Below are 24359 nucleotides of genomic sequence, written 5' to 3'. Positions count from 1 at the left end.
AATAGTGAGCGATCGCATTTTATCCCTAAAAGAACGTATTGGTCAGATGATAGTAGTCCGCGCCTCCGGCTATCTCTTTGACCAACAAATCCGCTATCCTGCTTGGGAACCTGTCAACGCTACCCTGAAACATTGGTTAGAAACCCTCCACCTCGGTGGGGTGATTCTCTTAGGAGGCAGCGCCGCCGAGATCGCTTTCCGTAGCCAACAATTACAAAGTTGGTCCGGCGATAATCCTCTCCTCATTGCCGCCGATATCGAGGAGGGGGTCGGCCAAAGGTTCTCCGGCGCCACTTGGTTTCCCCCCCCGATGGCTTTAGGAAAAATAGCTGAAAAAAGCTTGACAAAAGCCACAGAATATGCCAGGGAAATGGGAGCAATCACCGCTAAGGAGGCTCTAGCGATCGGGATTAACTGGATTTTAGCCCCAATTGTCGATGTGAACAATAATCCCGACAATCCGGTTATCAATATTCGTTCCTTCGCTGAAACTCCCGAAATCGTCGCTAATCTGGCTCAAGCTTTTATTTTAGGGGCGAATTCCTATCCAGTTTTGACCACGGCCAAACATTTTCCCGGCCACGGTGACACCAGCAATGACTCCCATCTCGATCTTCCCATCATCAACCACGATCATCATCGCCTAGAAGCGATCGAATTGCCGCCCTTTCAAGCGGCGATCGAGTCAGGGGTTGATAGTATTATGTCAGGCCATCTGTTAATTCCCGCTTGGGATGCCGAATTTCCCGCCACTCTTTCCTCGAAAATTATCGGGGAAAAACTGCGCCAAAATCTCGGTTTTCAGGGTTTAATCGTCACTGATGCCCTGATTATGGGGGGAGTGACTAAAATTGCCAGTGCTGCCGCCATCGCAGTGAGGGCGGTACAGGCGGGGGCTGATATACTGTTAATGCCTCCCGCTCCGATCGAAGCGATCGAAGCGGTGTATAGTGCCGTGCAGGCGGGTACAATTAGCGAAGCGAGAATTAATGATTCTTGGCAACGTATTCAACGGGCAAAAGAGAAATTAGGGCAAAGACAGCCATCCTTAGAATCCTTAAGCAGTTTAGCGGCACCGCAAGCTCTAGAGATTGTCAGCGATATTTTAAAAGATTCCCAAACAGTTAGCGGTAATTTACCGATTAAAGCCACTCAAGGCCGCAATTTAATCGTTGTCGATGATCTACTTAACTGTGACTTTCTCGATCGCTCTTGTCCGGCGGTGACAATGCCCCGACAATGGGGTTATCAAACCCAAATAATCGACCGTAGCACTTTTAATCAGTCCCTCGTCTCCCCAGAAACGACTCTCCTGCAAGTATTTATCCGTGGTAATCCTTTCCGGGGTAGTGCCGGATTAGGGGAGGAAACGAAAGCTATCTATCAAGCTTTGCTGAAAACCGGACAGATTCAAGCATTGATTATTTATGGTAGTCCCTACGTTTTCCAGTGGTTTCGTCAACAAAGCGCAGAAATTCCCTATCTTTTCAGCTATGGACAACAAGCAAGCGCCCAAAAAATCGCCCTAGAAACTGTTTTTGATTGGCCCACTAGCGGCGAAAATCAGACCGATACTTTCATTTAAGGGCAAAAATTGCCTAGTAACCATTGGGCAATGCGATCGGAGGCACCGGCCGATCCCATTCTCTGATGACCATTAAAGGCGATTTCTTGCCACTGTGGGGGATTTTGTAATAAATATTCTAACTTGTCTGCCACTGACTCGACACTATCGCCTAAGAGAATTGAACAGCCTAATAAACGCTGTTGCAGTTTGGCAAAATGGGGGGTAAACTGTGGTCCAGATCCCGCAATTGTGATCGCCGGTTTACCCAAACCGACGAACTGTTCCGTGGCAGTTCCCGCCATGGCGATCGCTAGATGGCAACGGCCTAAATATTCGGCGTAATCCCTTTGAGAAATAGTTATAAATACCTCTTGACAAATAAACTTATTTGTGCGATGTTCTCGCCAACCCCGGTCAATTAAAGCAGCCGTAAAAGATTCTAGGGGGAGAGAAGGAGCGATCGCCGCCAAAAATTCCAGCTTGTAATCGGGAAAACGTCCGATCATGGCCGCCACAGCTGCGAGAATTTGCTGCCAATTGTGGAGAGATTCGGGAAAGCGCGAACCGGGTAGCAGCAGAATAGTTAGGCAATCTTGGGGAAAATCGCCCGTTATCGAGGGTAAAAGGTCATCCATCATCGGATTACCCCCATCGACGACGGGAATTGACCACTGTTGTAAAATTTTGCTAGTTAAACTATCCCGGGGAAAAACCCCCCGACAGCGAGGACGGGCCATTAACCAGCGTTCCCAGGGATAATAGTAGGAACCCCAGAGGCGATCGATCATCGAGCTACTATCTAACCATCCCTGCTCATCCCGGAGATAGTATTCCGATTTAGCCGTTCCCACAAAAGCATAATCTGTCTCGCTCAACCAAGCAAGGGCTAGGGGTAAGATATCTCCCACTGCGATAATTTTTCCCCCTTCTTGGCCCCAATTTCTGACCAGACGGTATTGACGGGAGGTTAATCCCAATAATCCCTCCCGTAGATCTCGCCATAATTGTTTGACATCCCTAGCGATAAAACCCCCAGAGGGCATTTTTTGACCTCGATCGAGAAGGGGAATCCCCAGACGAGTATAAGCATAACCGTTACCCACTAGGGGTAACGCAGTAATATCCGGACAGTGGGGAGATGATTGCAGTCTTTTAATAATCCGGATCGCGATCTCATCTTCACCGTGGCCATTACTCAAAAATAATAATTTCACTGTTTTTCTTAACTTCTGGCTTAAAGTCCTAAACTTCGGTTGTTTTATTGCCTTCGACCCTAGATAATGCTGATGGTTAGGGAACAATAAATTTTATAAAAGCAGTTAACCAACTCCCATTTAGTCTAATCTACCAGAAGGTTTCGCCGATCGCTTATCTCTGTCCTGATAGCGACCATTTGACCCAAGGTAAGACTAAGAGATCAGAGATGAGTTTAACTGCTTCTATTTTTCTCGATCAAAAGACCAGATTTAGCCCCCCAGAGCCAAGGAGGTCAGAAAGCTGCTCTGATCGCTATATTAAAATCAGTGATTAACTGGCATCCTAGCGGAAAAAATGATTATCGACTTGCCCGATCGAGAAGCTACTGTCAATTTAGGGGAAAAACTGGGGCAAACCTTGGCCCCAGGCAGTGTAATTTTATTAAAAGGCGATGTGGGAGCGGGAAAAACCACCTTAGTACAGGGAATTGGCTTAGGATTGGGCATTCAAGAGCCTATAGCTAGTCCTACCTTCACCCTCGTTAATGAATATAACGAAGGCCGCATTCCCTTGTATCATTTGGATTTGTATCGTTTGCAGGGTCAGGATATCGAGGCCCTGTACCTAGAAAATTATTGGCAGGGAATCGAGGTAGATTTAGGGATAGTGGCGATCGAATGGTCAGAACGTTTAACTTTTTTGCCGGAAAATTATCTAGAGATTACTTTACTCGATCGAGGTGAGCAGGGACGACGAGCGCTGCTCAATTTTGTCGGTGGGGACGAAAAAAATAGCGACCCCACAGGAATCGCTATCAGCACTTGACTCTTTAAGCAATCAAACTTTAGCGGTAACTTTCCACTTATTCTCTAACTCGTCTTTCTTCTAAAGTTTCTTCAAAGAAACTATTGTAGAGGAAACCCGCAGCCACAGCCCCAACAATGGGAGCAATCCAGAATAACCATAATTGACCAACGAGAGCCATATTACCGCATAAAAGAGCAACACCGGTACTACGAGCGGGGTTAACGGATGTGTTGGTCACGGGAATGCTAATTAAGTGAATTAAGGTCAATCCTAAACCAATGGCGATGGGAGCAAAACCCGCCGGGGCGCGTCGATCGGTAGAACCTAAAATGATAATTAAGAACATGAAGGTCAAGACCACTTCCGTGACCAAAGCGGCGAATAAACTGTAACCACCGGGAGAATGTTCTCCGTAACCATTGGTGGCCAGAGGGTTACTGCCACCCAAAGCGAAACTGGGTTGACCACTGGCAATAATGTAGATAATTACCGCCGCTAAAATCGCCCCTAAAACTTGAGCGATGATGTAGGGAAGTAGTTCTGAACCGGGGAAGCGTTTACCTGCCCAGAGACCGAAGGAAACGGCGGGATTAAAATGTCCCCCCGAAATATGCCCGAAAGCGTAGGCAAGGGTAAGAACCGTTAAACCGAAGGCGAGGGAGACACCCACAAAAGAAATCCCCAGATGGATATTAAAATCAGCACCATCTACGACACTCTTGGCTTTGCCCACAAATACTGCTGCTAAAACGGCACTACCGCAACCACCGAGAACCAGCCAAAAGGTCCCGATGAACTCTGCTAGATACTTTTTCATCTTTATATCAAGGTTGAATGATTTTGCTTTTAGGTTATCTCCCATCAGACTGGATTAAACTGCTATAAGATATTAAAAAATAGTTATTTTTTTACCTTCAATTTGCCGTTCTCATGGGGAAACTATCAGCTTTTCAGAGATATAATACTGAAAAAATCGACAATTTCTGCTAATTTCACACTTTCTTTAGATTTATCTTCTATCTTGATGTCTGATCGGTTTTGGCAGTGGTTGAACCTTTCCCCTCCTAGGGAATTGTGGCAAGAAAAAAAGAAGCGATCGAGTGCTAATTATGAGATGAGCGATGCAGGAAGAAAAAGCGATATTTACTATTAACAATACTTTCTATAGACTGGAAAGTAAAATCGTCCGAGATTTAGGAGTTTTAGCGGCGGCAATTGCCCAAAAAGAGCGGGGAAGTTTGCGCGTTTTAGAGGTAATGAGCGGCTCTGGTGTGCGAGCGCTCAGGTATTGGTTAGAAAGTGGTGCGGATTGGCTGTGGGTTAATGATGGTAATCCAGAAATTAAGCCAACTTTAGCCGCTAATTTAGAGAGTTTAGTACAACAGAAACAAGGCAAAATAACCTATAAATCTGCTCAAGAAGTTCTCCTAGAATGTTATCTTGAAAAAGACCATTATGATCTAGTTGATATTGATGCTTTTGGTTCCTCTGCATCTTTGTTTAGTGCCATTCCTTTAGCCACTAAAATCGGTGGTTTAATCTATCTAACTAATACCGATGGACGGACGTTGACGGGTCATAATCTAGAAAATAGTTTAGCTGATTATGGAGCCTATGCTCGCAATCATCCAGCTGCCCACGAACAGGGATTAAGATTAATTATCGCCAGTTTGCAATTAGAATCGGCCCGATTAGGTTTAGGAATTACGCCGATTTTTTCCTTCTTTTTTGGTCAAAGTTATCGGGTGATGGTGCGGTTAACGGCCAATAGACAATTAAATAGTCATAACTACGGTTTCCTCGGTTATTGTCATAGCTGCGGGGAATATCAATCAGTGCCTTGGCCGAAGTTAGGCAAGATAGTTTGTTCTGGGGACGGGCAACCTTTAACCTTAACCGGACCCTTGTGGTTAGGCAGTTTACATGATCGCTTGTATCTAGAAAAAATGGCAGATTTAGCCGATCAATGGCAGTGGAAAAAGGTAGTTAAATTGTTAAAAATAATGAGGGAAGAAAACGATTTTCCTCCCTATTTTTATAGCTTTCGGGAAATTGGTAGAAGGGGCAAATTAGATCTACCCAAAAGGGAAGATTTAATTGCAGCTCTCTTAGAACAAGGTTATCGAGCCGCTGCCACCCATATTAACCCGCAAGCACTGAAAACTAATGCTTCTTTAGCCCAATGTATCGCACTGCTCAAGGACTAATTAGGGTTAGCTGAAAAAGGGCGTTGGGTTTCATGCTTCAACCCAACCTACGTTCTCAAGGACTAATTAGTTAATACCAATAACTAGAACTTTGTTGGGGTTCAGGGGCAAAAGCTAACCAGTAGGGGAATTGTAAAAGGGCGAAATTCAGCCTTTCTTCGGTATCATCGATGATAATGAGCGGTGAATACTTATCCTCGATTAAACGTTCCGCTTTTTGAATTAAAGCTTCGGGAGACTCAAAGAGAACGATGCCGCGGTCTGGTCCAAAATCGGCGCGGGAAATGCCGAGACAATCTTGGAGACCACGCCGCCATTCGCCTAAACGTTCGGGACTATTAGCCAGAACGAGAGAACGGAAGCGATCGCCCTGTAATTCCGCCATAATCGAGATAATTGCCGAAGCCACCAGAATATTCTGGAGACGGCTGCCCATACCGCGAACCGTACCCCGGCCCCCCTGTTTAAAGAACCACTGTTGCACCCGTTCGGCGTGAATTGGTTCAAAAGTGCGCCGTAATTGCCAAGGAGGACCGTAATAGTCAGGACGACTGCGATAACGGTCTAAAAGAGCCTGGATGCGCTGATTTTGGTCAGAAAAGCCCTGTCTAGGGGTGGATTGTCCCACTGGTTCCGATTCATAACCCGAACGGTTAGAACGACGGGGTTCTTGCCAATTATCCCGGCCCTGGTTACTGGTACGGGGGGGACGGGGACTTTCTTCGCGATAATCCCGGCCTTGACTACCACGGGATGGGCGCGGGTTTTCCTCCCGTTCGGTCCGCAGGGGAGGTTCCACGGGGCGGGGGGATTTTTCGGGGGTTTCAAAACGGGGTAATTCCAACTGTTCGGCAGCCGCGGCCAAATCCTGTAAACTGCCCACCAGATAGTCTTTAAATCCCTGAACCCGCACTGCTAGATCCTGGGAGACTCCGGCGAAATTACTCCGCATTTCCTGCCTAATCCGCTCACGACGGCGTTCTAACTGTTCGATCGCCAATTCTAAAGCCTGTTTGCGTTGTTCTAGGTCTTTCACGCCTTCCTTGAGCATTCTTTCGATTTGAGCTTTGATATCCCCCAATTCCTCGGCGATCAAGCGTTCTTTTTCCGCTTTTAATGCCGAGATTTCTGCCGCTAGGCTCTGTTTTTGCCGTTCTAGAGCCTCGATTTCTGCTCGTAGGGGTTGCGCTTGGGCTGCGGGAACTAATTCGCCTTCGGGGGCGGTTTCCGATGGCTGGGGATTCTCTACTGGGTGATCGTTCCAGAGATCATCAAAACTAAATGCTTCGACAGATTCATTGGGTAAGTCTGTCATTTTGTCAAGGGGTAAAACATTAAAATCTTCTGAAGTCATCGGCTTTAGAAATGCAGAGCGAACAGAGGGCCAAGGCAGGTAATTAAGACGCTATTAGCTAGATTTAATTTTAACTCAATCTTAGTTCGCTTCTGAGTCGATCGCTTGCGATGCTGCTAAAGGATAGTATTTTTCGAGGCACAGTCTCAGGGTTGCGCTGTCAAAGATAATGGGCAAAAAATGAATGCTGTTAATTTCTTTGAAATAAAATAGGATCGGGACTTTGTTCCAGAAAATCCGCCAATTTTGCCATTCTTGGTAGGGAAAGGAGCGAATTTGTTGCCCAGATAGATAGACATCTAGGGAAGTGGGGGTAAACTGGAGACGAATGCGGGTAGTCTGCAACATCAAGAATAGCCCTAACAGGGAGAAAATTATGCCGAGCCAGACCTGTAAAAAGAGTAAAGGCAGCGATAAAATTACTAAAAACAGGGGAATTCGATAGTTAGGAGCCAGTTCGATCGTTCCTGTTACTTCTTGCGGGGAAATAGTTTTCATCGGGGTCCCTATCGGCAGTCAGCCAAAATATCTTCGCTTCTAGTTTATCGCATTGTTTTTCGAGAAGCGATCGAGATAATCGAGACTCGATCGGCGATGATCTGGTGGTGTCATGGCATCGTAGAAGGAGACTTTACCCCCATAGGCGCGCCGGAGATTAAAATCAGTTAAGACCTTAGATCGTTGATCGGCGAGGATCAATTCTTTATTTAAGAGGATTAAATCAGCAAAATGGGTGATAGATTCGCCTAAATCATGGTTAACCACCAGGACAATCTTATTTTCTTGGGCTAACTCACCAAAGATATTAAAAAGGATCCCCTCGGTTTTTTGATCTACCCCAACGAAAGGTTCATCAAAACAGAAAATCTCCGCTTCTTGGGCCAAAGATCTGGCTAAAAAGACTCTTTGCTGTTGTCCTCCCGACAACTGACCGAGGGGACGATGGCGTAAATCAGCCATTTCCACCCGTTCTAGGGCATTTAAAGCCTGTTGACGACTAATATGGGAAAAAGGGCGAAACCAACCCGTTTTTCTGACTCTCCCCATCATCACCACATCCCAAGCGGTAACGGGATAGGTCCAGTCGATTTGAGATCTTTGGGGAACATAAGCGACTTTATCCAGTTGTTGCTGTAGAGATTGCCCTTGATAGTTAACGCTTCCCTGTTGTACGGGAATTAATCCTAGCATGGCTTTGATCAGGGTACTTTTGCCCGCGCCGTTGGGACCGATAATACCGGTTAATCGTCCGGGATAAATTTTCAGGGTGATATCCCGTAGGGCTTCCACGCTGCGATAATATACTCCTAGATGACTAACCGTAATTGTCCTTTGCATAGTTGTTACCCCGAGTCTCCAGTTCTAGCATAGCTAAAAATGAGACAATTATGAAGCAACGATGAAAAGATTATGAAAGATAGCTGGGGTGAGATCAATCGCCACTTAGTAAAGCTTCCACGAATTCGTAACTGGAAAAGGGCCGCAAATCCTCGATTCCTTCCCCGGCACCAACAAAGCGAATCGGTAGGTTAAGCTGACGCGCTACGGCCAGGGCGACACCCCCTTTAGCTGTACCATCGATTTTAGTCAGGATCACGCCGCTTAATTGGGCAGCTTCCGAGAAAACCTCAGCCTGTCGCAGCCCGTTTTGTCCTAAAGTGGCATCGAGAACTAGAAGGGATTCCACCACGGCACTCTCGGCTTTTTTGTCGATAATGCGCCGAATTTTGCTTAATTCTGCCATTAAGTTCTTTTTATTCTGCAATCTTCCCGCCGTATCCACTAAGAGTAATTCTACTTCCCTGGATTTAGCGGCTTCGATGCCATCGTACACCACGGCGGCTGGGTCGGTATTTTTGCCTGGGTTGGCAATTACTTCCACTTGCGATCGCTCTCCCCAAACTTTCACCTGTTCCACGGCAGCAGCGCGAAAGGTGTCGGCAGCGGCGATTATACAACTATAGCCAGATTGTTTAGATAAATGAGCTAATTTGCCGATAGTCGTTGTTTTACCAACTCCGTTAACTCCTGTGAGCATCCAGATATTTAATTTGCCTTTTTCTGGCTCAAAACCGGGGTTGCTATAATTGGCTAAAGGTGCATCTAAAATCTCGCGGATAATTTCTTTGAGATATTCGATCGCTTTTTCGGGGGGCAGCGCTTCCTGTTTTAGCTTATTTTGGAGGGTAGTGATAATATAATCGGTGGCATCTACCCCCACATCGGCCTGAAGCAATAATGCTTCGATTTCCTCCACTGCATCTTGATTGAGGGGACCCTGACCAACCACGGCCTTAAGCTGATTGACCAAGCTGCGGCGCGTTTTGCCTAAACCCTGACGCAATTTTTTTAACCAGGTGATTTCTTCTTCCGAAACGTCCTCTGCTTGTCGTCCCTGATTGGCTAAAACTTTGGCCGACCAGATAAAATCCTCATCCGGTTCTGTGGGGGTTTCGATGGCGGTTTCTTTGAGAATTTCGAGGCGATCGGATTTTTTCAGCCATGCGGGGGTATTATCCTCGGTTTCTTCTTCTTTAACTGGTTCTTCCTCTGGCGGAGGTTCTGTTTCAGCAATAGATATTTCAGGGGTTTCGCTAACGACGGCCTCGGCCGTGGCTTTTTTCTCTTGAATATTTTTAAAGGCTTTTTTGGCCCAATCTAAATAGTCTTCCTGACTGGTTGCCTCGCTGGGGGTTTCCTCTACGGGTGCGGGGGGGGCTTGTTCTTGTTCGGGTTGGACTTTCTGACGACGGAACCAGTTAAACATAGGAGAAACTAAACATAAAACTATTTATCTAGTTTATCTTAACCCTTGGCGTGAGCAATTTTGATAGTTGGATTTTTAATTGTGGATTTCTCGGCATTTTTTGCCGGAGATTAAGGGAAAAATATGATCCGAGTAACTCAATCTGTCAGCTTCCTCAAGGATAACTTTGTCTCTTTTTAGGGAAATGCTGTATCCTAGAAAATAGAATAGGAAGGAGAGTCAAAAATGTTAACCACTACTGAAACTAAATATTATACTCCCGAAGAATATCTCGCTCTGGAGGAAACGTCCGAGGATAAAAATGAATATCGTCAAGGAGAAATTATCCCAATGGTAGGAGCAACAACTAATCACAATCAGATTTGTCTAAATTTTTGCCGTAATTTTCCCTTAAATATCAATAATCAAGATTATTATACCTACATGGAAACGGTGCGTTTATGGCTATCAGATTATAGCATTTACACCTATCCCGATGTGATGGTGATTAAAGGTCAACCTCTCTATCAAGGGAATAGTCAATCTAACGTGATCAATCCTTTAATTATTGTCGAAGTTCTCTCTAATTCCACCCAAGCTTATGATCGAGGGGATAAGTTTAAATTCTATCGTTCTCTGCCAACTTTTCAGGAATATATTCTGATCGAACAATCTAGTTATAGTGTGGAACGTTACTATAAACAAAAGGATGATCAATGGTTAATTGATTTCGTCACGGGGGAAAATGCGGTTTTACAATTGGTGTCGGTGGATTGGCAGATTTCTTTTCAAGATTTATATCAAAGAGTAAATTTCGACCTAGCAGAAACCTAAAATTAAGAGAAAGGTGAAAAAGAGTCGCTATCAAGAAACTCATCATTTAATCAGCTTTTCAATAAATAGCTAATCTTTTTTGGTATAATAGACGGACTACTATATGTTAAATCTATGGACGCTCTAGATTTTTCCGATCAACTACAATGGACCGCAGAAGCAAAAGCAAAACTGAAAAATATTCCCTATTTTGTTCGTTCCCAAGCGCGTCAAAGAATAGAAGAATTAGCTCGTCATGCCGGTTCCGATCGAGTTACCGTGGAAATGGTAGAACAGGCTAGAGTAGAATTCGGACAGTAGATTTTTAGCCGCCAATTTGGGACATAGTACGGGTATAAATGCCGCTTGATGTGCCGGAATCACGCAGTTTAAAGTTTATTTCTGCTTTCATTTCTATTAATTTCCCGACTCTTTCCCTGATTTCTGCTGGCGAAATTCCCTGACGGAGGGCAGTTTTTAGGTCAATTTGTCCGGTTTCGTTGAGGAGACAGGGACGCAACCAACCATCGGCCGAGAGACGTAGGCGGTTACAGCGATCGCAAAAACACTCCGACATCTGACTGATAAAGCCGATTGTACCCTTAGCCCCCGGAATTTGAAAAACATCGGCTGGACCATTTCCCCGCACTTGACCCTCATTTAAACCCCATTTTGCCCGAATTCGCCCCCTTAATTCCTCGTTGGCAATCCAAGCTTTTTCTTGAAATAAATCACCGTTACCGATAGGCATAAACTCGATAAAACGGACGTGCCAACGCTTCTCGATGGTCAAAGCCGCTAAATCTTCCACTTCTGCCTCATTTATCCCCGGAATCACCACCACATTCAATTTTAAGGGGTCAAAACCCACCCTCTGGGCTGCTTGAATACCTGCCCAAGTTTTTTGCCAACGACTCCGGCTGCGATTACCGATAATTTTATCGAAAGTGTCGGGGTCGAGGGAGTCCAAACTGATATTAATCCGTCTTAGTCCAGCTTCATACAACATTTCGGCTAAATTGTCAAGTAAATAGCCATTAGTGGTCAAGGCTAAATCGCTAGTGGCAGATAAAGAGGCGATATCGCGCACAATCTCCACTACTTCGGGATGTAAGAGAGGTTCCCCACCAGTAAGGCGAAATTTACGGAAACCGAGGGGAATAAAGACATTTTTGACTAAAGTAAGAATTTCCTCCCGGGTGAGTAAGTCTTGCGGTCGAACATAGGCCAATTCTGCATCTTCAGGCAGACAATACTGACAGCGAAAGTTACAGCGATCGATTAAACTAATCCTGAGATAGTCGATTTGGTTCATGTTCACGGGGAAATACTGTTATCAAACTTCATGAATTGATCATAACAATTCTGGCTCGATCAATATCTAGACATCGGGCCAAGTTTCCAGAAAACCACGGTTACATCTAGATTTTAGTCTATGATGACAATAGATTTGCTCAATGGCAAGAGCCAATAACGATTCAGAAATTTGATAATTTTTCTTGATTGTACTTAACCAAAAAGGTCGGCTAACACCCGAAAGAAATATCAACCAATCCTCTAGATATGGACAAACAGAATACTATCTAAATTGAGCGAGCCAATAATGGTATGATCAAAGATTAATTATCTTCAGATGGTAATTTGTGTGATCTGGCCTGTTTTGCTACCCATTGCCCAAACTCCCCCTATTGTAGAAATAATTCGACCGGCGCAGGTGCGTCCTTTACCGAATCAACTAGATCAAGTTCCCGTTTTTAATAGCAATAGTCCCGAATTATTGCTAGGAGAAGGGATTTTGCTTTCGACTTTTCCCCCCCAAGAAAAAAGATTTCCCTCGGCCCATTTAAATTATGCTTTTCAGGGACGCTTTGATATTTTTGCCCACCATGTAGCCAGGGGGAATTTTCCCGATAATTTACGCACCCTTTATCTGGGTATATTACTCCACAATCCCAGTCCTAATCCCGTGACTGTCAAAATTTTGCAGGGGGCCAGTTATTTGAGTCAACCCGATGCAGCTTTTATTGATTTACCCGCACAAGTGGAAAATAATCAGGGGACGGTTTTTGCTGGGCCGGGAAGTCGGGTAATGGGGGATATTTTAATGGGGCAGCGTCAGGGTATTTTTCCCGATAGGATTATTATTCCGGCGGGGGAGAGTTTTATGGTCTTAAATGCGGCGATTCCCGTGCGCGATTTGACTCCACCCTTAAACGGGAGATCCACTTATCTCCGTCTGGAAAGTGACGGTCTTCTCTACGCTGCTAGTTTAGCTCTTTATGCACCCCTAGACGAAAATGGGCAGGAAAGACCACCAAATCTGACAGAATGGGAAAATTTGCTGGAAAAAGGCGATTTATCGACTCCGCGCGATCGAGTGCCCACTCCTCCCAATAGTCAAGGACAGATAATTTATGGACGGGTAGCGGGGGTGTCCCAAGGTTCAGCCTGGCCTGCCCGATTGGTCGATCGAGCTTCTTTATGGTTAAATATTCCTGATTCTGGTCAATCTATAGCCTATGGGATTAGCACCCTACCCGGGGGCAAACTGGGAACGGAACAAAATCAAAGTGCTAGTATGTTAGTTCGCTATCCCGATACGGCCTATCAAGCTCATGGTAATTACGGTGTGGAATATAGGTTAAGTTTACCTCTATTTAATCGAAGTGATGAGGCGAAAACGGTGACTATTGCGCTAGAAACACCGATTAAAGAGGATTTTATCGGGCAGGGTTTGCGTTTTCTTGATCCGGCTGCCCCACAAGTGTTTTTTCGGGGAACGGTAGTCGTCAATTATAGCGATGACCAAGGACAGGCACAAAGCAGATTTTTCCATCTCGTCCAAAGACGCGGACAAGAGGGGCAATCTTTAGTGACTCTGACTATTCCTCCTGGCGATTGGCGTGTAGTACAGGTAAATTTTTTATATCCACCAGATGCTACTCCCCCGCAGGTTTTAACGATTAAGACTGAGTAGAACAAGTTTAAAATTGTCCGTTAACGATCGCAATATTCCATTGACCGTCTTGGTTGGTTTCAAAGGCAATTTGGCGACCATCACCGCTAATGGTGGGATTGCGGACGCTTCCCCGCAGGTTAGCGGTTAATAGGGTTGCACGGGACTGGGAACGATCATAAACCATGACATCACTTTTACCGCGTTCGCTGGAGATATAGGCAATTAAACGACCGTCAGCATTCAGAGATGGCTGATCTTGGCTAGAATCGCCACGATTTAGGTTAGGGAGATTAACTAAGCGCTTTTCTTGCAGATCGAATAAATATATACTACGACGACCGGAGCGATCGGAAGCGAAGGCTAAATAGCGACCATCAGCACTATAACTGGGGAATTGATCGGGGGCAAAACTATTTAAACCACCGACGGGAACTTGAGGAGTGATCAAAAGAGGGGAATTACAGCCACTTATCACCGATAACAGCCCAAAAGAGGTCAAAAATCGCCCCAGCCAGACAAAAATTTTTTTTTCTTTCATCTTGACTTTTGACACCAAATGTGCTAGTAACTTTCTTCCCTGCCGACGGTTTTGAGGGTAAGTAGTTGATTGCCTTGACTGAGACTATCGGCGATCGCTTCTCGAATCGGCAGGTCAATACTGGTTTCAGCGAGGATTTCTTGGGCTTTTTGCCGCAAATCTGCCCCAGTATCGGCATCCACTTGGTCTAGATCGAGTAATTCTTGCGATAGCTGTTCGATCGAATTCGGGTTAGTCATAGCTCAGGCTCCCAACAAGCTTAATTACAATCCCATGGTAAAGAGATATCCTCTTTATCATGGGATTTTTTGGCTTTAATTCAGGATTGATCCCAATCCAACTTTAAAAACCGAGTTATGAATTGTTTCCCACTTCCCCACTCCCTCAAAAAAATTTTCCCGGAGGTGCTTGACATAACCCTAATGATGAAGCTACAATTAGAAATGTGGCAAAAATGGGATTGTAGTTCAATTGGTTAGAGCACCGCCCTGTCACGGCGGAAGTTGCGGGTTCGAGCCCCGTCAATCCCGTAGAAATCTAGATTAGAGTAGTCCAGGGCTGGTTATCCTGTGGGCAGTAGGACCGATAAACACGCTCCTACTGCCTAGATTTGTTCTAATTTACCGATAAACCGGCATTAGCTTGAGTATAATCAGGTAATTCAATCTTTACTGGTTGTACCCGCCAGATTTCCTCGCAATATTCCCGAATCGATCGATCGCTAGAGAATTTCCCCATGCGGGCCACATTAAGAATCGCTAAACGACTCCAATGTTCTTGATCTTTATAGGCGCAACCGACTCCTTCCTGACAGTCGATATAGGACTGATAATCGGCCAGTAACATATAGGGATCATTGTAGATAAGATTATCCACAAGCGGACGGAATAAACTACTATCACCCCGGCTAAAAAATCCCGAACCAATGAGGTCTAATACTGCCCGCAATTCTTCGTTATGATAATAGTATTCTTGGGGATTATAACCGGCGGCTTTTTTAGCATAAACCTCCTCGGTTGTCAAGCCAAAAAGAAAGAAATTTTCCGCCCCCACCTCTTCACGAATTTCGATATTTGCCCCATCGAGAGTACCGATAGTTAAGGCACCATTCATAGAGAATTTCATATTACCAGTTCCCGAAGCTTCTTTCCCTGCGGTGGAAATTTGTTCAGACAAGTCGGCAGCCGGATAAACCCGTTGACCGAAGGTGACATTATAATCGGGTAGGAAAACCACTTTTAAGCGTCCTCCAATCGTCGGATCATTATCGATCACTTCCGCCACAGAATTAATCAATTTAATGATTAATTTCGCCATAAAATAACCCGGGGCTGCCTTACCACCAAAAATAAAGGTACGGGGGGTAATATCGAGATTGTGATTATTTTTGAGGCGATGATAGAGAGTGACAATATGTAAAACGTTGAGATGTTGCCGTTTATATTCGTGAATGCGTTTTACCTGCACATCAAAGAGGGTACTAGGATCAACTTTAATGCCGACTTTTTTATCGATATAATTGGCTAAATCTGCCTTAATATCGTATTTAATTCGTCGCCAAGAGTCCCGAAATCCCCCATCATCCACATAGTTTTCTAAACCGCGTAAATCCTCCAGGTGCTTAATCCAATTTTCGCCGATTTTTTCTGTAATCGCAAAAGTTAAGCGGGGATTACTAGAAACTATCCAGCGCCGGGGAGTAACTCCATTGGTTTTGTTGCTAAACTTTTCGGGAAAGAGTTCATAGAAGTCCCGCAGAACATCTTTTTTAAGTAATTCTGTATGGAGGGCTGCCACCCCATTAATTGCCTGGGAACCCACACAGGCGAGGTGAGCCATACGGACGTATTTTTCGCCGCTTTCATCGATTATAGATAAACGGGACATTTTGCCGTCATCATGGGGATAAATAATGCGAATTTTATCCAAGAAACGATGGTTAATTTCGTAGATAATTTCCATTAATCGCGGTAAAAGACGACCAAAAATACTCAAAGGCCATTTTTCTAAAGCTTCCGGCAAAAGAGTATGATTGGTGTAGGCGAAGGTATTTTGAGTAATAAACCAAGCTTTATCCCAATCGAAATGATGCACATCAATTAACAAGCGCATTAACTCAGCTACCCCGACAGAAGGGTGAGTGTCATTCAATTGTACCGACCATTTTTGATGAAAATTATCGAGACTGGGGTTCTCATATAAGTGAATACGAATCAGATCCTGTAGAGAACAGGAAACAAAGAAATATTGCTGTTCTAAACGTAGTTCTTTGCCTTGAATTGGTTCATCGTTAGGATAGAGAACTTTACTGATATTTTCCGAGTGAACTTTATTATCTACCGCGCCATAATAATCGCCGCGATTAAAGCGACCAAAATCAAAAGATTCACAAGCTTCTGATTTCCATAGACGCATGGTATTAGCTGTGTTCACTCGATAGCCGAGAATTGGGGTATCGTAGGGAATTCCTTTGACTACATAATCGGGAATCCAACGACTGCGATAATTACCATTTTCGTCGGTATAGGATTCGGTATAACCGCCAAATTTTACCTCTACTCCCGCTTCCGGTCGGGCAATTTCCCAGGGATTTCCATACTGTAACCACTTATCGGTTATTTCTACCTGCCAACCGTCGTGAATTTCTTGATCAAAGATACCAAATTCGTAGCGAATACCGTAACCAATAGCTGGAATTTCTAGGGTAGAAAGGGAATCGAGATAACAGGCAGCTAAACGACCTAAACCACCATTTCCTAACCCCGGTTCTTCTTCCTGGGCAATTAATTCTTCTAGTTTTAATCCCGATTCGCTGACAGCTTTCTGGACTTGTTCGTAGATACCGAGATTAATTAAATTATTAGCCAAATGGGGACCAACTAAAAATTCGGCCGAGAGATAACAAACGGTTCTAACATCTTTTTTTAGATAGGTTTGTTGGGTGGTTAACCAACGCTGCAATAAACGATCGCGGATGGTATAAGCTAAGGCCATGTAAAGATCGTTTTTACTGGCTAATTCCGGTAATTTACCTTGAATATAGAGTAAATTATCCCTTAAAGCCCGTCGGATAGTTTCTGTGTCTAATCCTGTTCTGTCGTCTTCGATGATAATCGGACAAACAAAAGTTGATTCTGTAGATGGATCCATAGGAGTGTTTTTACTGAAGATTGGCTGCTCTCAGTCTAAGATAACCCGCCCTCAAATTGTATCAAGAAAAGCTTAAATCTTGACTAAGATTAAGGTATAGTAATGACAGAGTTAAGGAGATTAAATTTCAGTTACCGATAGGAAGTGAAAATAGGGGAAAGTTTGAGTAATGGGTGCTTTGGTGACGGGTGGAACGGGTTTTATCGGGGCGATAATCTTGGGAAAATCGCCCTCTATACCCCTTGATGGCGTGAAAATGTCAAAACAGTCCATATACTAAGATTACTCGAAGGCAGTTGGTTTCAAACCAATGGAGACATTACTTGTTAGGAATGCGTGGGAGAGGAAAAAAGTAGTCTCAATTGTGCTTAGATTTATCTATTTTTGCGCCCTTAATAATTCATCTAGGAAAACCTGTTCTTGCTAAAATAACTCCAATTTTAAGCGCAATCATCCCCCCAAGAATACTGCCCAACCAGTAAATTAAACCGAAAGTTAATTTTCCTTGCTCTAAAAACTTGTTAACCTCCAAACTATAGGTAGAAAAAGTTGTATAGGAACCACAAAAACCCGTGGCAAGCATCAATCCTAATTCTGGGGCAATTATGCGAATATTTTCCTTAACCATAGTCAAAACATAGGCAATAATTAAACAGCCAGAAATATTAACAAAAAATGTCCCCAAAAATCCCCATTCTTGACCGAAGATACTTTCAATTAATTCTGCGATATAAAAACGACTCAAAGCCCCAAAAATAGCCCCAATCGCCACGGATAAACTATAACGTCCCCTGAAAAAATCCATGCTGTCTCTCCTGCCCTTCAATAGTGAATAAATTGGAGAATTAACCTAGAAACACTTGGGCAATAGCAGCCCCGATTCTCACGGCAATCAATCCGAAAATTATACTAGCAACGGCAAAAACAAGACTGAGAAAATTTTGTTGATTGCGCCAGAGGATCAGGATATCTAAACTATAGGTAGAAAAGGTGGTATAGGCTCCTAAAAATCCCGTTCTAACCATTAAATCTAGTGCGTGGGAATAAAAGGGAAACTTGGGTAAAATCGCACCAAAAAAGCCGATTGCTAGACAGCCAGTTAAGTTAATAATAAAGGTTCCATAGGGAAAGCGCAAGCCGAATTTCGCTTTTGTCCATTCGGTAATATGATAACGAGATAACGCACCCGGAACCGCTCCTGCTACAATTGCGAAAACATCGTTCAAATCTGACATTGTATCTATTTTTTTTGCTATCTTTGTCTAGGCTCTATGATAATTGATGCGGTTATCGATCGCATTGCCCATATTTTCAGGGGTGTTATTGTCGAGAACAACCCTCTGACTTTAAAATAGAGGGATGAAAATTCAACCGCGTAAACGTTTTGGACAACATTGGTTAAAAGATGAATCGATACTCGATCGCATCATCGACGCTGCTAATTTACAATCAGAGGATCGGGTATTAGAAATCGGCCCGGGTACAGGCATTTTAACCCGTCGTCTTCTCGATGGCGCTCAATTGGTTGTTGCTGTAGAAATCGATCGAGATCTATGGACAATTTTAAATAAAAAATTTGGCCAACAAGATAACTTTCATCTCATACCAGGGGACTTTCTTACCCTTAAACCGGAGCAACTGCCGCCGGTTAATAAAGTAGTGGCTAATATTCCCTATAATATCACCAGTCCGATCCTCGAAAAGCTGCTCGGTTCGATCGCCCATCCCTTCACCCCCCCTTACCAGAGTATTACCCTCTTGGTCCAGAAAGAAGTCGCCGAAAGATTAGTCGCTGTCCCCTCCACCAAAGCTTACAGCGCTCTCAGCGTCCGCATTCAATACCTTGCCGATTGTCAATGGATTTGTGATGTCCCCCGGCGGGCCTTTTCCCCGCCTCCCCAGGTGGATTCGGCGGTAATTCAGCTTTTACCACGTGTTTTGCCGAATAATGTCAGTAATGCTGCCTTTTTGTCCACTTTAATTAGCTGGGGTTTTGCCAACCGGCGCAAAATGTTACGCAATAATCTAAAAAATTGTCTAGATAGCGATCGATTAAGCCAAATCCTGACACAATTAGAAATTAATCCCCTCGCTCGCGCCGAAGACCTCAGTTTATCGCAATGGATTGACTTGGCGGAAAAATTAGGTCAATTGCCAAAATTTTAGATTTTTTCCTTGACAAATGCACAGTTATACCCTTCTAGCCCCCGCTAAAATTAATTTATATCTAGAAATCGTTGGCGATCGCCCTGATGGTTTCCACGAGTTAGTGATGGTGATGCAGACGGTGGGATTATGCGATCGCATCACTCTCCGGCCGAACGGATTACAGGAATTCCGTCTCTTTTGCTCTCATCCCCTAGTCCCCCAAGATAGCAGTAATCTCGCCCATCGGGCTGCCACTTTGATGGCGAGGGAATTCCCCCGCGTCTTTGCCAATTACGGCGGCATCGATATCATCATCGAGAAATATATTCCCGTGGCTGCCGGTTTAGCGGGGGGTTCCACCAATGCGGCGGCGGTGTTAGTCGGCATCGATTTAATCTGGGAATTAGGGTTAACCCGTCCGGAATTAGAAACTTTAGCGGCAAGATTGGGGTCCGATACTTCCTTTTGTGTGACAGGAGGAACGGTTATCTGTACGGGAAGGGGAGAAATTCTCGATCCGATCGCTCCTCTAACTGGATTATGGGTGATTTTAGCCAAATACGATCATTTATCCGTTTCTACACCCTGGGCCTACCAAAGCTATCGACAAAAATTTCAGGATACCTATCTGTCTTCTCCAGAGGACTTTCATCACCGCCGTCAGCAGGTGAGTTCCGGGGCTTTGGTACAAGCGATCGCACAGAAAAAACCAGCCGCTATCGGCAAATTTATCCACAATGACCTCGAAAAGGTGGTTTTACCCGAATTTCCCCTCGTTGCCGAGTTAAGACAGGTTTTGGGGGATTTAGGCGGATTGGGAACGATGATGTCAGGCTCTGGCCCGACGGTTTTTACTCTCTGTTCATCTCAGGAAGTGGCGGAAACTATCGTTAAAGAGGCCCGGGAAATTCTCGTCGCTCCCGATCTACAATTTTGGATAGCCCCAATCACCGATACAGGCATTCAAGTGACTTGAAAAATTTAAAATTGACCGCCTTTACCACGATAACCAAACTCGCGGAATAATTGCCTCTCGATCGCTCATTTCTCGCCTTAAAATTTGCCAAACCTGCTGAAACCATTGTCGCACTTCACCGCTAGAATTACCCCGATAACGACATAAAAGACCATCTCCTAAAGTGCTAGTAACTCCCATCTCTCCTTCTAGGGAAAAATCTCTCACTTTCTCGATTAAATCTCTTCCCACCGGTTGACCGATATAAACTAAAGTACCGATCATGGGACTATTATTTAAACCAGAAAATCCCTCGATCATTTTACCACCCAACAGGAAGGAGCGATCGAGCCATAAAGGTTGTCCTGATCGCCAAATTTCCCAATTAGAATGCCATTCTCCCGCTAAAAATTTCTCGCCCCGCGCACTGCGACCAAAACGGGTAATTTCCCATCCCAGCCAACTGCTATTTTCCCCTAAATCCACTCGTAAATGTTGGCGAAATACCGCACCATTAAAGATAATTGTTTCTTGGGGTAGCCATTCTAAACTGGCATTGTCATCGATTTTAATCTCGATTAATTGCTGTGCCATCTTACCGTTACTCTGGTAAACTTTCCCAGCAGAAGCAGTGGTAATCAGGGCATTAGTAGCGGCTTGGAGATGAATTTTTTGTTGAAGAACATCACCGCCAACTATTCCCCCCGCCGTGTGTAAAATCACCGTATGACAAAGGTTTTTTCCCTCGGGATAAAAGGGTCTTTGTACTTTTAAAGGGGCGGTAGCATAGACGTGATTAATCTCAGTTGCGAGATTTTTTTGCTTGTAAATTAGTTCTAGGTTCCCCTGCCACATTATTGTTCCTCAGTCATGGTTTCTAGAAATTGCCGATAATTTTCAGGACTGAGATTAATTTTAACTTCTATTTGCTGTTCTTTATCCCTGATCAGTAAAATATATTCACTTGCCGCTTTTTTGCCGACTAGGAGAGGATTTTTTAGCTCGAATTTTTGATAAACCAGATGGGGTTTTGTCACCCGAATAACTAAACTAGGTTGGGATTGGGGATAAATGTCTAATTGCTCCTGTTCCCGATCTAAAATTAATTGTTTAGGTGTTATGCTTCTTTCGTCAGCAAAAGTAGATTTATGCCAATAGAGGGTAATCCCGCGAATTTGGGGCATTTGGATGCTAAACTTTTCATCAAAACCTTGCTGCTCCCAATTAATATCTTCCAGAGAGCCAGTATCGGGAATTAAACGCTGTTGCCAGAAGACTTCCTTAAGATTTAAATCTTGCCACCATTGGCTAATAATTTGGAAATTCTCCAGATTATCGGGGTGGGGATTGGTACTTTGCCAGAGGAGAGGAGTAAGCATTTTGGGAAAATTTTTGCGCTGGGAAAATTAGGGTAATAGTCTTCGCTGGAGTTAAGGGATCATTAATCTCAATTATCATCGATTATCGAGCTGCCGATCAGTCCATAATATTAACTCTCGATCGCATTTTTATTTTATCCTAAATTATCGGGGGAAAAACTACTAAAAAATGCGATTTTGTCCCCCCTGTGAGCTGCCTTGCTGTTTGGTTGACGGGAGGAGAGGAAAATTATTCCTGTGACATATAGTCCGTAGACTTATCGTCCACTAAGAACGATTATAGACTTTATGGAAAAATCAAAAGCAGTAATTTTAAGGGCATTGGGGTTAATGATCCGAGAGCATAGAGCAGCTTTAGGCATATCACAAGAAGAACTAGGGCTACGTTGCCATCTTGATCGTACCTATATATCTGGACTAGAGCGAGGAGTAAGAAATCCTTCCCTTACCGCTCTTGTCACTCTGGCGAAGGGATTAAACATAACTGTATCCCAATTACTGGAAAATTTAGAGATAGAAATAGAGAAACCGGAATGAGTTATGATTTAGTAGAAGCTCTAAAAGCAAAGTTTAAAAAGGGTTCATCACAGTACAAAGTCTTCGAGTTATTATCAGATCGAGCTTGGCATTGTCGTACCTGTGAAGGGAAAAAAATAGCATCGGAGCAATATGCTGGCGGCGGTGGTATCCAAGGATTAGAGCGTGGAAATAGGAGCGGTCGCCACGGGCTAGTAATAGAAACAAAACGGGAATACTGTCCAATTTGTCAGAAAACAACAACTTGGGATCGATGGACTGGAGAGATGCGAGCGGCGAATGCCTCCGCCAACATACCGCCTCAATTAGTAGCTAGAATTTTGGAGTTTTATCGATATAAAGATGTGATTGAAAACAGAATCAGACAGTCACATGAACTGGTTATTGACCATCGTTTTCCTATGGAACGTTGGGGGATAAGTGAACCAAGTCATGATGTCAATATGAGTGTAGCTGAGATGAGAAACAAGTTTCAACTTCTCAAAAAAGATAGTGCGGGAAATCATAATTTATTAAAGTCAAGAAGTTGTGAAAAATGTATTAAAACTGGTAAGCGAGGAACACCAATGGATATCAGATTTTGGTATTCCGGTGGAGAGAACTGGCCGGAAAATATTCCTCAATCTGGAGCAGAAGCAGAACAGGGCTGTGTAGGTTGCGGTTGGTATGATTTTGAAACATGGCGTAATTCTATTAATATCAAATTGACTGAAGCTCCGTGATTTATCTTGCCACCTCTCCAATATTTTTATTACCTGTAGCTATGAGATTTAAGTAGGGAATAAGAGCATAGCCAATACACTCTGCCAAACGTGGAGGTACGGCATTTCCAATTTGCCACATCGCTTTTTTCATTGTTCCTTCAAAAATAAAGGAATCGGGAAAAGTTTGTAATCTAGCCATTTCTCTGGCTGAAATAACCCGATTTAAATAGGGATGGATATGAGTACCGCCATGATTTTCTTTAATTGTCATACTTGGCTTACCCCGATACTGTCGTTTGAAGGCATCAACATAAGTTTCATATAAGGAACCCCCGGGAGGAACTTGAGCTATTCTGGCCATATATTCGGGGGAGTGACGAGTCCATTCGTGATTGATACTGGGAAGAGGTTCATAAGCAGGTAAATCGCAGATAGCGGCTTCAATCGGTTGGTATTTCTCCGGTACTAATTGAGGACTTGGATAAGGATTTGGCATCCCAAATCTATTAGCTATAAAAATAGCTCTTGGTCTTATTTGAGGAACGCCATAGGCGGCAGATTCAAGAATTGCTATTGAAATATTTCTATAGCCAATACTTTGAAAAGCTTCCAGAATATTTTGCTTAATTTCTCCTTTTTTGATTGTTAGAATACCGGGTACATTCTCCATGACAACGTACCAAGGCTGTATTTCATAAACAAGGCGGATAAATTCTTGAAAGAGATGATTCCGTGGATCATTAGCATCTCGTTTTCCAGCAACGGAAAATCCTTGACATGGTGGTCCGCCCACCACAAGATGAATGAATGGATTGCCAATTTTGCCCAACCATTCTTGAGTATTAAAATCATGTATATCACCACAAAAATGATGACAATTGGGAAAATTCTTTTGATGGGTTGCTGAGGCGATCGGGCTAATTTCTGCACTGGCTACAGGGTTAAAACGTGCTTGCAATAAACCTTGGGTTATACCGCCCGCACCGGAGAATAGATCGATAAAATTATAGCTATTGAGAGGCTTAAGCGGAACGTTAACATCGACTAGGACTTGATAGGGATCACGCTTTACCGTGGCCAGTTCGCGCTGAATTCTTTCGTAACGACCTAACTTGGCTTTTTTCTGTTTGCTTACCGCCTGACTTGGTTGATTATCTGGAAATAATGACAATTGCAAATCCATTACTTTAAGAACAAATGGCCTACATGATAATATTGTGACAGATAGTCCACAGAGTGTCAAGATGGGACTGGAATGAGGGAACAGACCTTCGGCAAACGTTTGAGTGCCGCCTCAA

General features: G+C 44.0%; 26 protein-coding genes and 1 tRNA gene. 12 read left to right on the top strand and 15 right to left on the bottom strand.

The genetic code is table 11. The features are described from left to right. The first annotated feature begins 4 nt into the window (after positions 1 to 4). Positions 5 to 1585: a glycoside hydrolase family 3 N-terminal domain-containing protein gene (locus tag MiAbW_RS10545; protein WP_151696086.1), complete on the top strand. Its 1581-nt coding sequence runs from the start codon at positions 5 to 7 to the stop codon at positions 1583 to 1585. Here MiAbW_RS10545 and MiAbW_RS10540 read toward each other — a convergent pair. Next, entirely contained in the window at positions 1582 to 2781 is a 1200-nt protein-coding gene (locus MiAbW_RS10540) for a lipid-A-disaccharide synthase-related protein (RefSeq protein WP_151696085.1), read from the bottom strand. The two genes, MiAbW_RS10545 and MiAbW_RS10540, sit on opposite strands and share 4 nt — an antisense overlap. 337 nt (positions 2782 to 3118) lie before the next feature. On the opposite strand from MiAbW_RS10540, the gene tsaE reads away from it, so the two are divergent. Beyond that, positions 3119 to 3589, top strand: coding sequence for a tRNA (adenosine(37)-N6)-threonylcarbamoyltransferase complex ATPase subunit type 1 TsaE (gene tsaE, locus MiAbW_RS10535; RefSeq protein ID WP_151696084.1), 471 nt, complete (start codon positions 3119 to 3121; stop codon positions 3587 to 3589). A 37-nt stretch (positions 3590 to 3626) separates the two neighbouring features. Here the strand turns inward: tsaE and aqpZ are convergent, their stop codons facing one another. Beyond that, positions 3627 to 4388 carry an aquaporin Z gene (gene aqpZ, locus MiAbW_RS10530; protein WP_238707244.1) on the bottom strand — a complete coding sequence of 254 codons (762 nt, stop codon included), beginning with the start codon at positions 4386 to 4388 and terminating at the stop codon, positions 3627 to 3629. A 207-nt stretch (positions 4389 to 4595) separates the two neighbouring features. Between aqpZ and MiAbW_RS20455 the strand changes: the two genes are divergently transcribed. Together MiAbW_RS20455 and MiAbW_RS10525 are read left to right on the top strand one after the other, a co-directional pair. Beyond that, complete coding sequence (locus tag MiAbW_RS20455; protein WP_274596525.1) at positions 4596 to 4724, top strand: hypothetical protein; 129 nt, start codon at positions 4596 to 4598, stop codon at positions 4722 to 4724. Further along, entirely contained in the window at positions 4693 to 5778 is a 1086-nt protein-coding gene (locus tag MiAbW_RS10525; protein WP_151696082.1) for a tRNA (guanine-N1)-methyltransferase, read from the top strand. The genes MiAbW_RS20455 and MiAbW_RS10525 overlap by 32 nt, the downstream gene beginning before the upstream one ends. Positions 5779 to 5848: 70 nt before the next feature. Here MiAbW_RS10525 and MiAbW_RS10520 read toward each other — a convergent pair whose 3' ends face one another. The 4 genes from MiAbW_RS10520 to ftsY all read right to left on the bottom strand — a co-directional run bounded on the left by MiAbW_RS10520 (position 5849) and on the right by ftsY (position 9899). Next, positions 5849 to 7132: a DUF3086 domain-containing protein gene (locus MiAbW_RS10520; protein WP_151696081.1), complete on the bottom strand. Its 1284-nt coding sequence runs from the start codon at positions 7130 to 7132 to the stop codon at positions 5849 to 5851. An 81-nt stretch (positions 7133 to 7213) separates the two neighbouring features. Then, positions 7214 to 7630, bottom strand: coding sequence for a DUF3119 family protein (locus tag MiAbW_RS10515; RefSeq protein WP_151696080.1), 417 nt, complete (start codon positions 7628 to 7630; stop codon positions 7214 to 7216). A gap of 39 nt (positions 7631 to 7669) precedes the next feature. Further along, positions 7670 to 8470 (bottom strand): metal ABC transporter ATP-binding protein, encoded by an 801-nt coding sequence (locus tag MiAbW_RS10510; RefSeq protein ID WP_151696079.1) that lies wholly within the window; start codon positions 8468 to 8470, stop codon positions 7670 to 7672. Positions 8471 to 8564: 94 nt separating this feature from the next. After that, positions 8565 to 9899 (bottom strand): signal recognition particle-docking protein FtsY, encoded by a 1335-nt coding sequence (gene ftsY, locus MiAbW_RS10505; protein WP_151696078.1) that lies wholly within the window; start codon positions 9897 to 9899, stop codon positions 8565 to 8567. Between the two features lie 225 nt (positions 9900 to 10124). Here ftsY and MiAbW_RS10500 point away from each other — a divergent pair, with 225 nt between their 5' ends. Both MiAbW_RS10500 and MiAbW_RS10495 read left to right on the top strand, forming a co-directional pair. Next, positions 10125 to 10712 carry a Uma2 family endonuclease gene (locus MiAbW_RS10500; protein ID WP_151696077.1) on the top strand — a complete coding sequence of 196 codons (588 nt, stop codon included), beginning with the start codon at positions 10125 to 10127 and terminating at the stop codon, positions 10710 to 10712. A 114-nt stretch (positions 10713 to 10826) separates the two neighbouring features. Continuing rightward, entirely contained in the window at positions 10827 to 11012 is a 186-nt protein-coding gene (locus MiAbW_RS10495; RefSeq protein ID WP_002751785.1) for a PCP reductase family protein, read from the top strand. 4 nt (positions 11013 to 11016) lie between these two features. Here MiAbW_RS10495 and moaA read toward each other — a convergent pair whose 3' ends face one another. Beyond that, positions 11017 to 12006: a GTP 3',8-cyclase MoaA gene (gene moaA, locus MiAbW_RS10490; RefSeq protein ID WP_151696076.1), complete on the bottom strand. Its 990-nt coding sequence runs from the start codon at positions 12004 to 12006 to the stop codon at positions 11017 to 11019. Between the two features lie 318 nt (positions 12007 to 12324). On the opposite strand from moaA, the gene MiAbW_RS10485 reads away from it, so the two are divergent. Continuing rightward, positions 12325 to 13668, top strand: a complete 1344-nt coding sequence (locus tag MiAbW_RS10485) for a DUF3370 domain-containing protein (protein WP_151696075.1) — start codon at positions 12325 to 12327, stop codon at positions 13666 to 13668. Between the two features lie 7 nt (positions 13669 to 13675). On the opposite strand, the gene MiAbW_RS10480 is transcribed toward MiAbW_RS10485, so the two are convergent. After that, on the bottom strand, positions 13676 to 14188 hold the full coding sequence (locus MiAbW_RS10480; RefSeq protein ID WP_151696074.1) for a TolB family protein: 513 nt from the start codon (positions 14186 to 14188) through the stop codon (positions 13676 to 13678). A 23-nt stretch (positions 14189 to 14211) separates the two neighbouring features. After that, entirely contained in the window at positions 14212 to 14427 is a 216-nt protein-coding gene (locus tag MiAbW_RS10475; protein WP_004268854.1) for a hypothetical protein, read from the bottom strand. 217 nt (positions 14428 to 14644) lie between these two features. On the opposite strand from MiAbW_RS10475, the gene MiAbW_RS10470 reads away from it, so the two are divergent. Next, positions 14645 to 14718, top strand: a tRNA-Asp gene (locus tag MiAbW_RS10470). 85 nt (positions 14719 to 14803) lie between these two features. Here MiAbW_RS10470 and MiAbW_RS10465 read toward each other — a convergent pair. The 3 genes from MiAbW_RS10465 to crcB (MiAbW_RS10455) all read right to left on the bottom strand — a co-directional run bounded on the left by MiAbW_RS10465 (position 14804) and on the right by crcB (MiAbW_RS10455) (position 18573). Further along, on the bottom strand, positions 14804 to 17338 hold the full coding sequence (locus MiAbW_RS10465; RefSeq protein WP_151696073.1) for a glycogen/starch/alpha-glucan phosphorylase: 2535 nt from the start codon (positions 17336 to 17338) through the stop codon (positions 14804 to 14806). 400 nt (positions 17339 to 17738) lie between these two features. Continuing rightward, positions 17739 to 18143, bottom strand: a complete 405-nt coding sequence (gene crcB, locus MiAbW_RS10460; RefSeq protein ID WP_151696072.1) for a fluoride efflux transporter CrcB — start codon at positions 18141 to 18143, stop codon at positions 17739 to 17741. Positions 18144 to 18183: 40 nt separating this feature from the next. Next, positions 18184 to 18573, bottom strand: a complete 390-nt coding sequence (crcB, locus tag MiAbW_RS10455) for a fluoride efflux transporter CrcB (protein WP_151696071.1) — start codon at positions 18571 to 18573, stop codon at positions 18184 to 18186. 124 nt (positions 18574 to 18697) lie between these two features. On the opposite strand from crcB (MiAbW_RS10455), the gene rsmA reads away from it, so the two are divergent. Together rsmA and ispE are read left to right on the top strand one after the other, a co-directional pair. Next, positions 18698 to 19504 carry a 16S rRNA (adenine(1518)-N(6)/adenine(1519)-N(6))-dimethyltransferase RsmA gene (gene rsmA / locus MiAbW_RS10450; RefSeq protein WP_151696070.1) on the top strand — a complete coding sequence of 269 codons (807 nt, stop codon included), beginning with the start codon at positions 18698 to 18700 and terminating at the stop codon, positions 19502 to 19504. A 16-nt stretch (positions 19505 to 19520) separates the two neighbouring features. Further along, entirely contained in the window at positions 19521 to 20462 is a 942-nt protein-coding gene (ispE, locus tag MiAbW_RS10445) for a 4-(cytidine 5'-diphospho)-2-C-methyl-D-erythritol kinase (protein ID WP_151696069.1), read from the top strand. Between the two features lie 21 nt (positions 20463 to 20483). On the opposite strand, the gene MiAbW_RS10440 is transcribed toward ispE, so the two are convergent. Further along, entirely contained in the window at positions 20484 to 21296 is an 813-nt protein-coding gene (locus MiAbW_RS10440) for an urease accessory protein UreD (RefSeq protein WP_151696068.1), read from the bottom strand. Then, complete coding sequence (locus tag MiAbW_RS10435) at positions 21296 to 21820, bottom strand: hypothetical protein (protein WP_151696067.1); 525 nt, start codon at positions 21818 to 21820, stop codon at positions 21296 to 21298. Before MiAbW_RS10435 ends, MiAbW_RS10440 begins: the two co-directional genes overlap by 1 nt. Positions 21821 to 22108: 288 nt before the next feature. Here MiAbW_RS10435 and MiAbW_RS10430 point away from each other — a divergent pair, with 288 nt between their 5' ends. Together MiAbW_RS10430 and MiAbW_RS10425 are read left to right on the top strand one after the other, a co-directional pair. After that, complete coding sequence (locus MiAbW_RS10430; protein ID WP_002759092.1) at positions 22109 to 22357, top strand: helix-turn-helix domain-containing protein; 249 nt, start codon at positions 22109 to 22111, stop codon at positions 22355 to 22357. Beyond that, positions 22354 to 23079: a restriction endonuclease gene (locus MiAbW_RS10425; RefSeq protein ID WP_151696066.1), complete on the top strand. Its 726-nt coding sequence runs from the start codon at positions 22354 to 22356 to the stop codon at positions 23077 to 23079. The genes MiAbW_RS10430 and MiAbW_RS10425 overlap by 4 nt, the downstream gene beginning before the upstream one ends. A gap of 1 nt (position 23080) precedes the next feature. Here MiAbW_RS10425 and MiAbW_RS10420 read toward each other — a convergent pair whose 3' ends face one another. Beyond that, the gene (locus MiAbW_RS10420; RefSeq protein ID WP_238707243.1) at positions 23081 to 24232 is read right to left on the bottom strand and encodes a DNA cytosine methyltransferase; all 1152 of its coding nucleotides are present in this window, start codon (positions 24230 to 24232) and stop codon (positions 23081 to 23083) included. Positions 24233 to 24359: the final 127 nt, after the last annotated feature.

The organism is Microcystis aeruginosa NIES-4325 (assembly GCF_008974145.1).
GTDB classification, from domain to species: domain Bacteria; phylum Cyanobacteriota; class Cyanobacteriia; order Cyanobacteriales; family Microcystaceae; genus Microcystis; species Microcystis aeruginosa_G.
The sequence above is the reverse complement of the archived record's forward strand: the minus strand, read 5'-3'. Positions and strand labels throughout refer to the sequence as shown.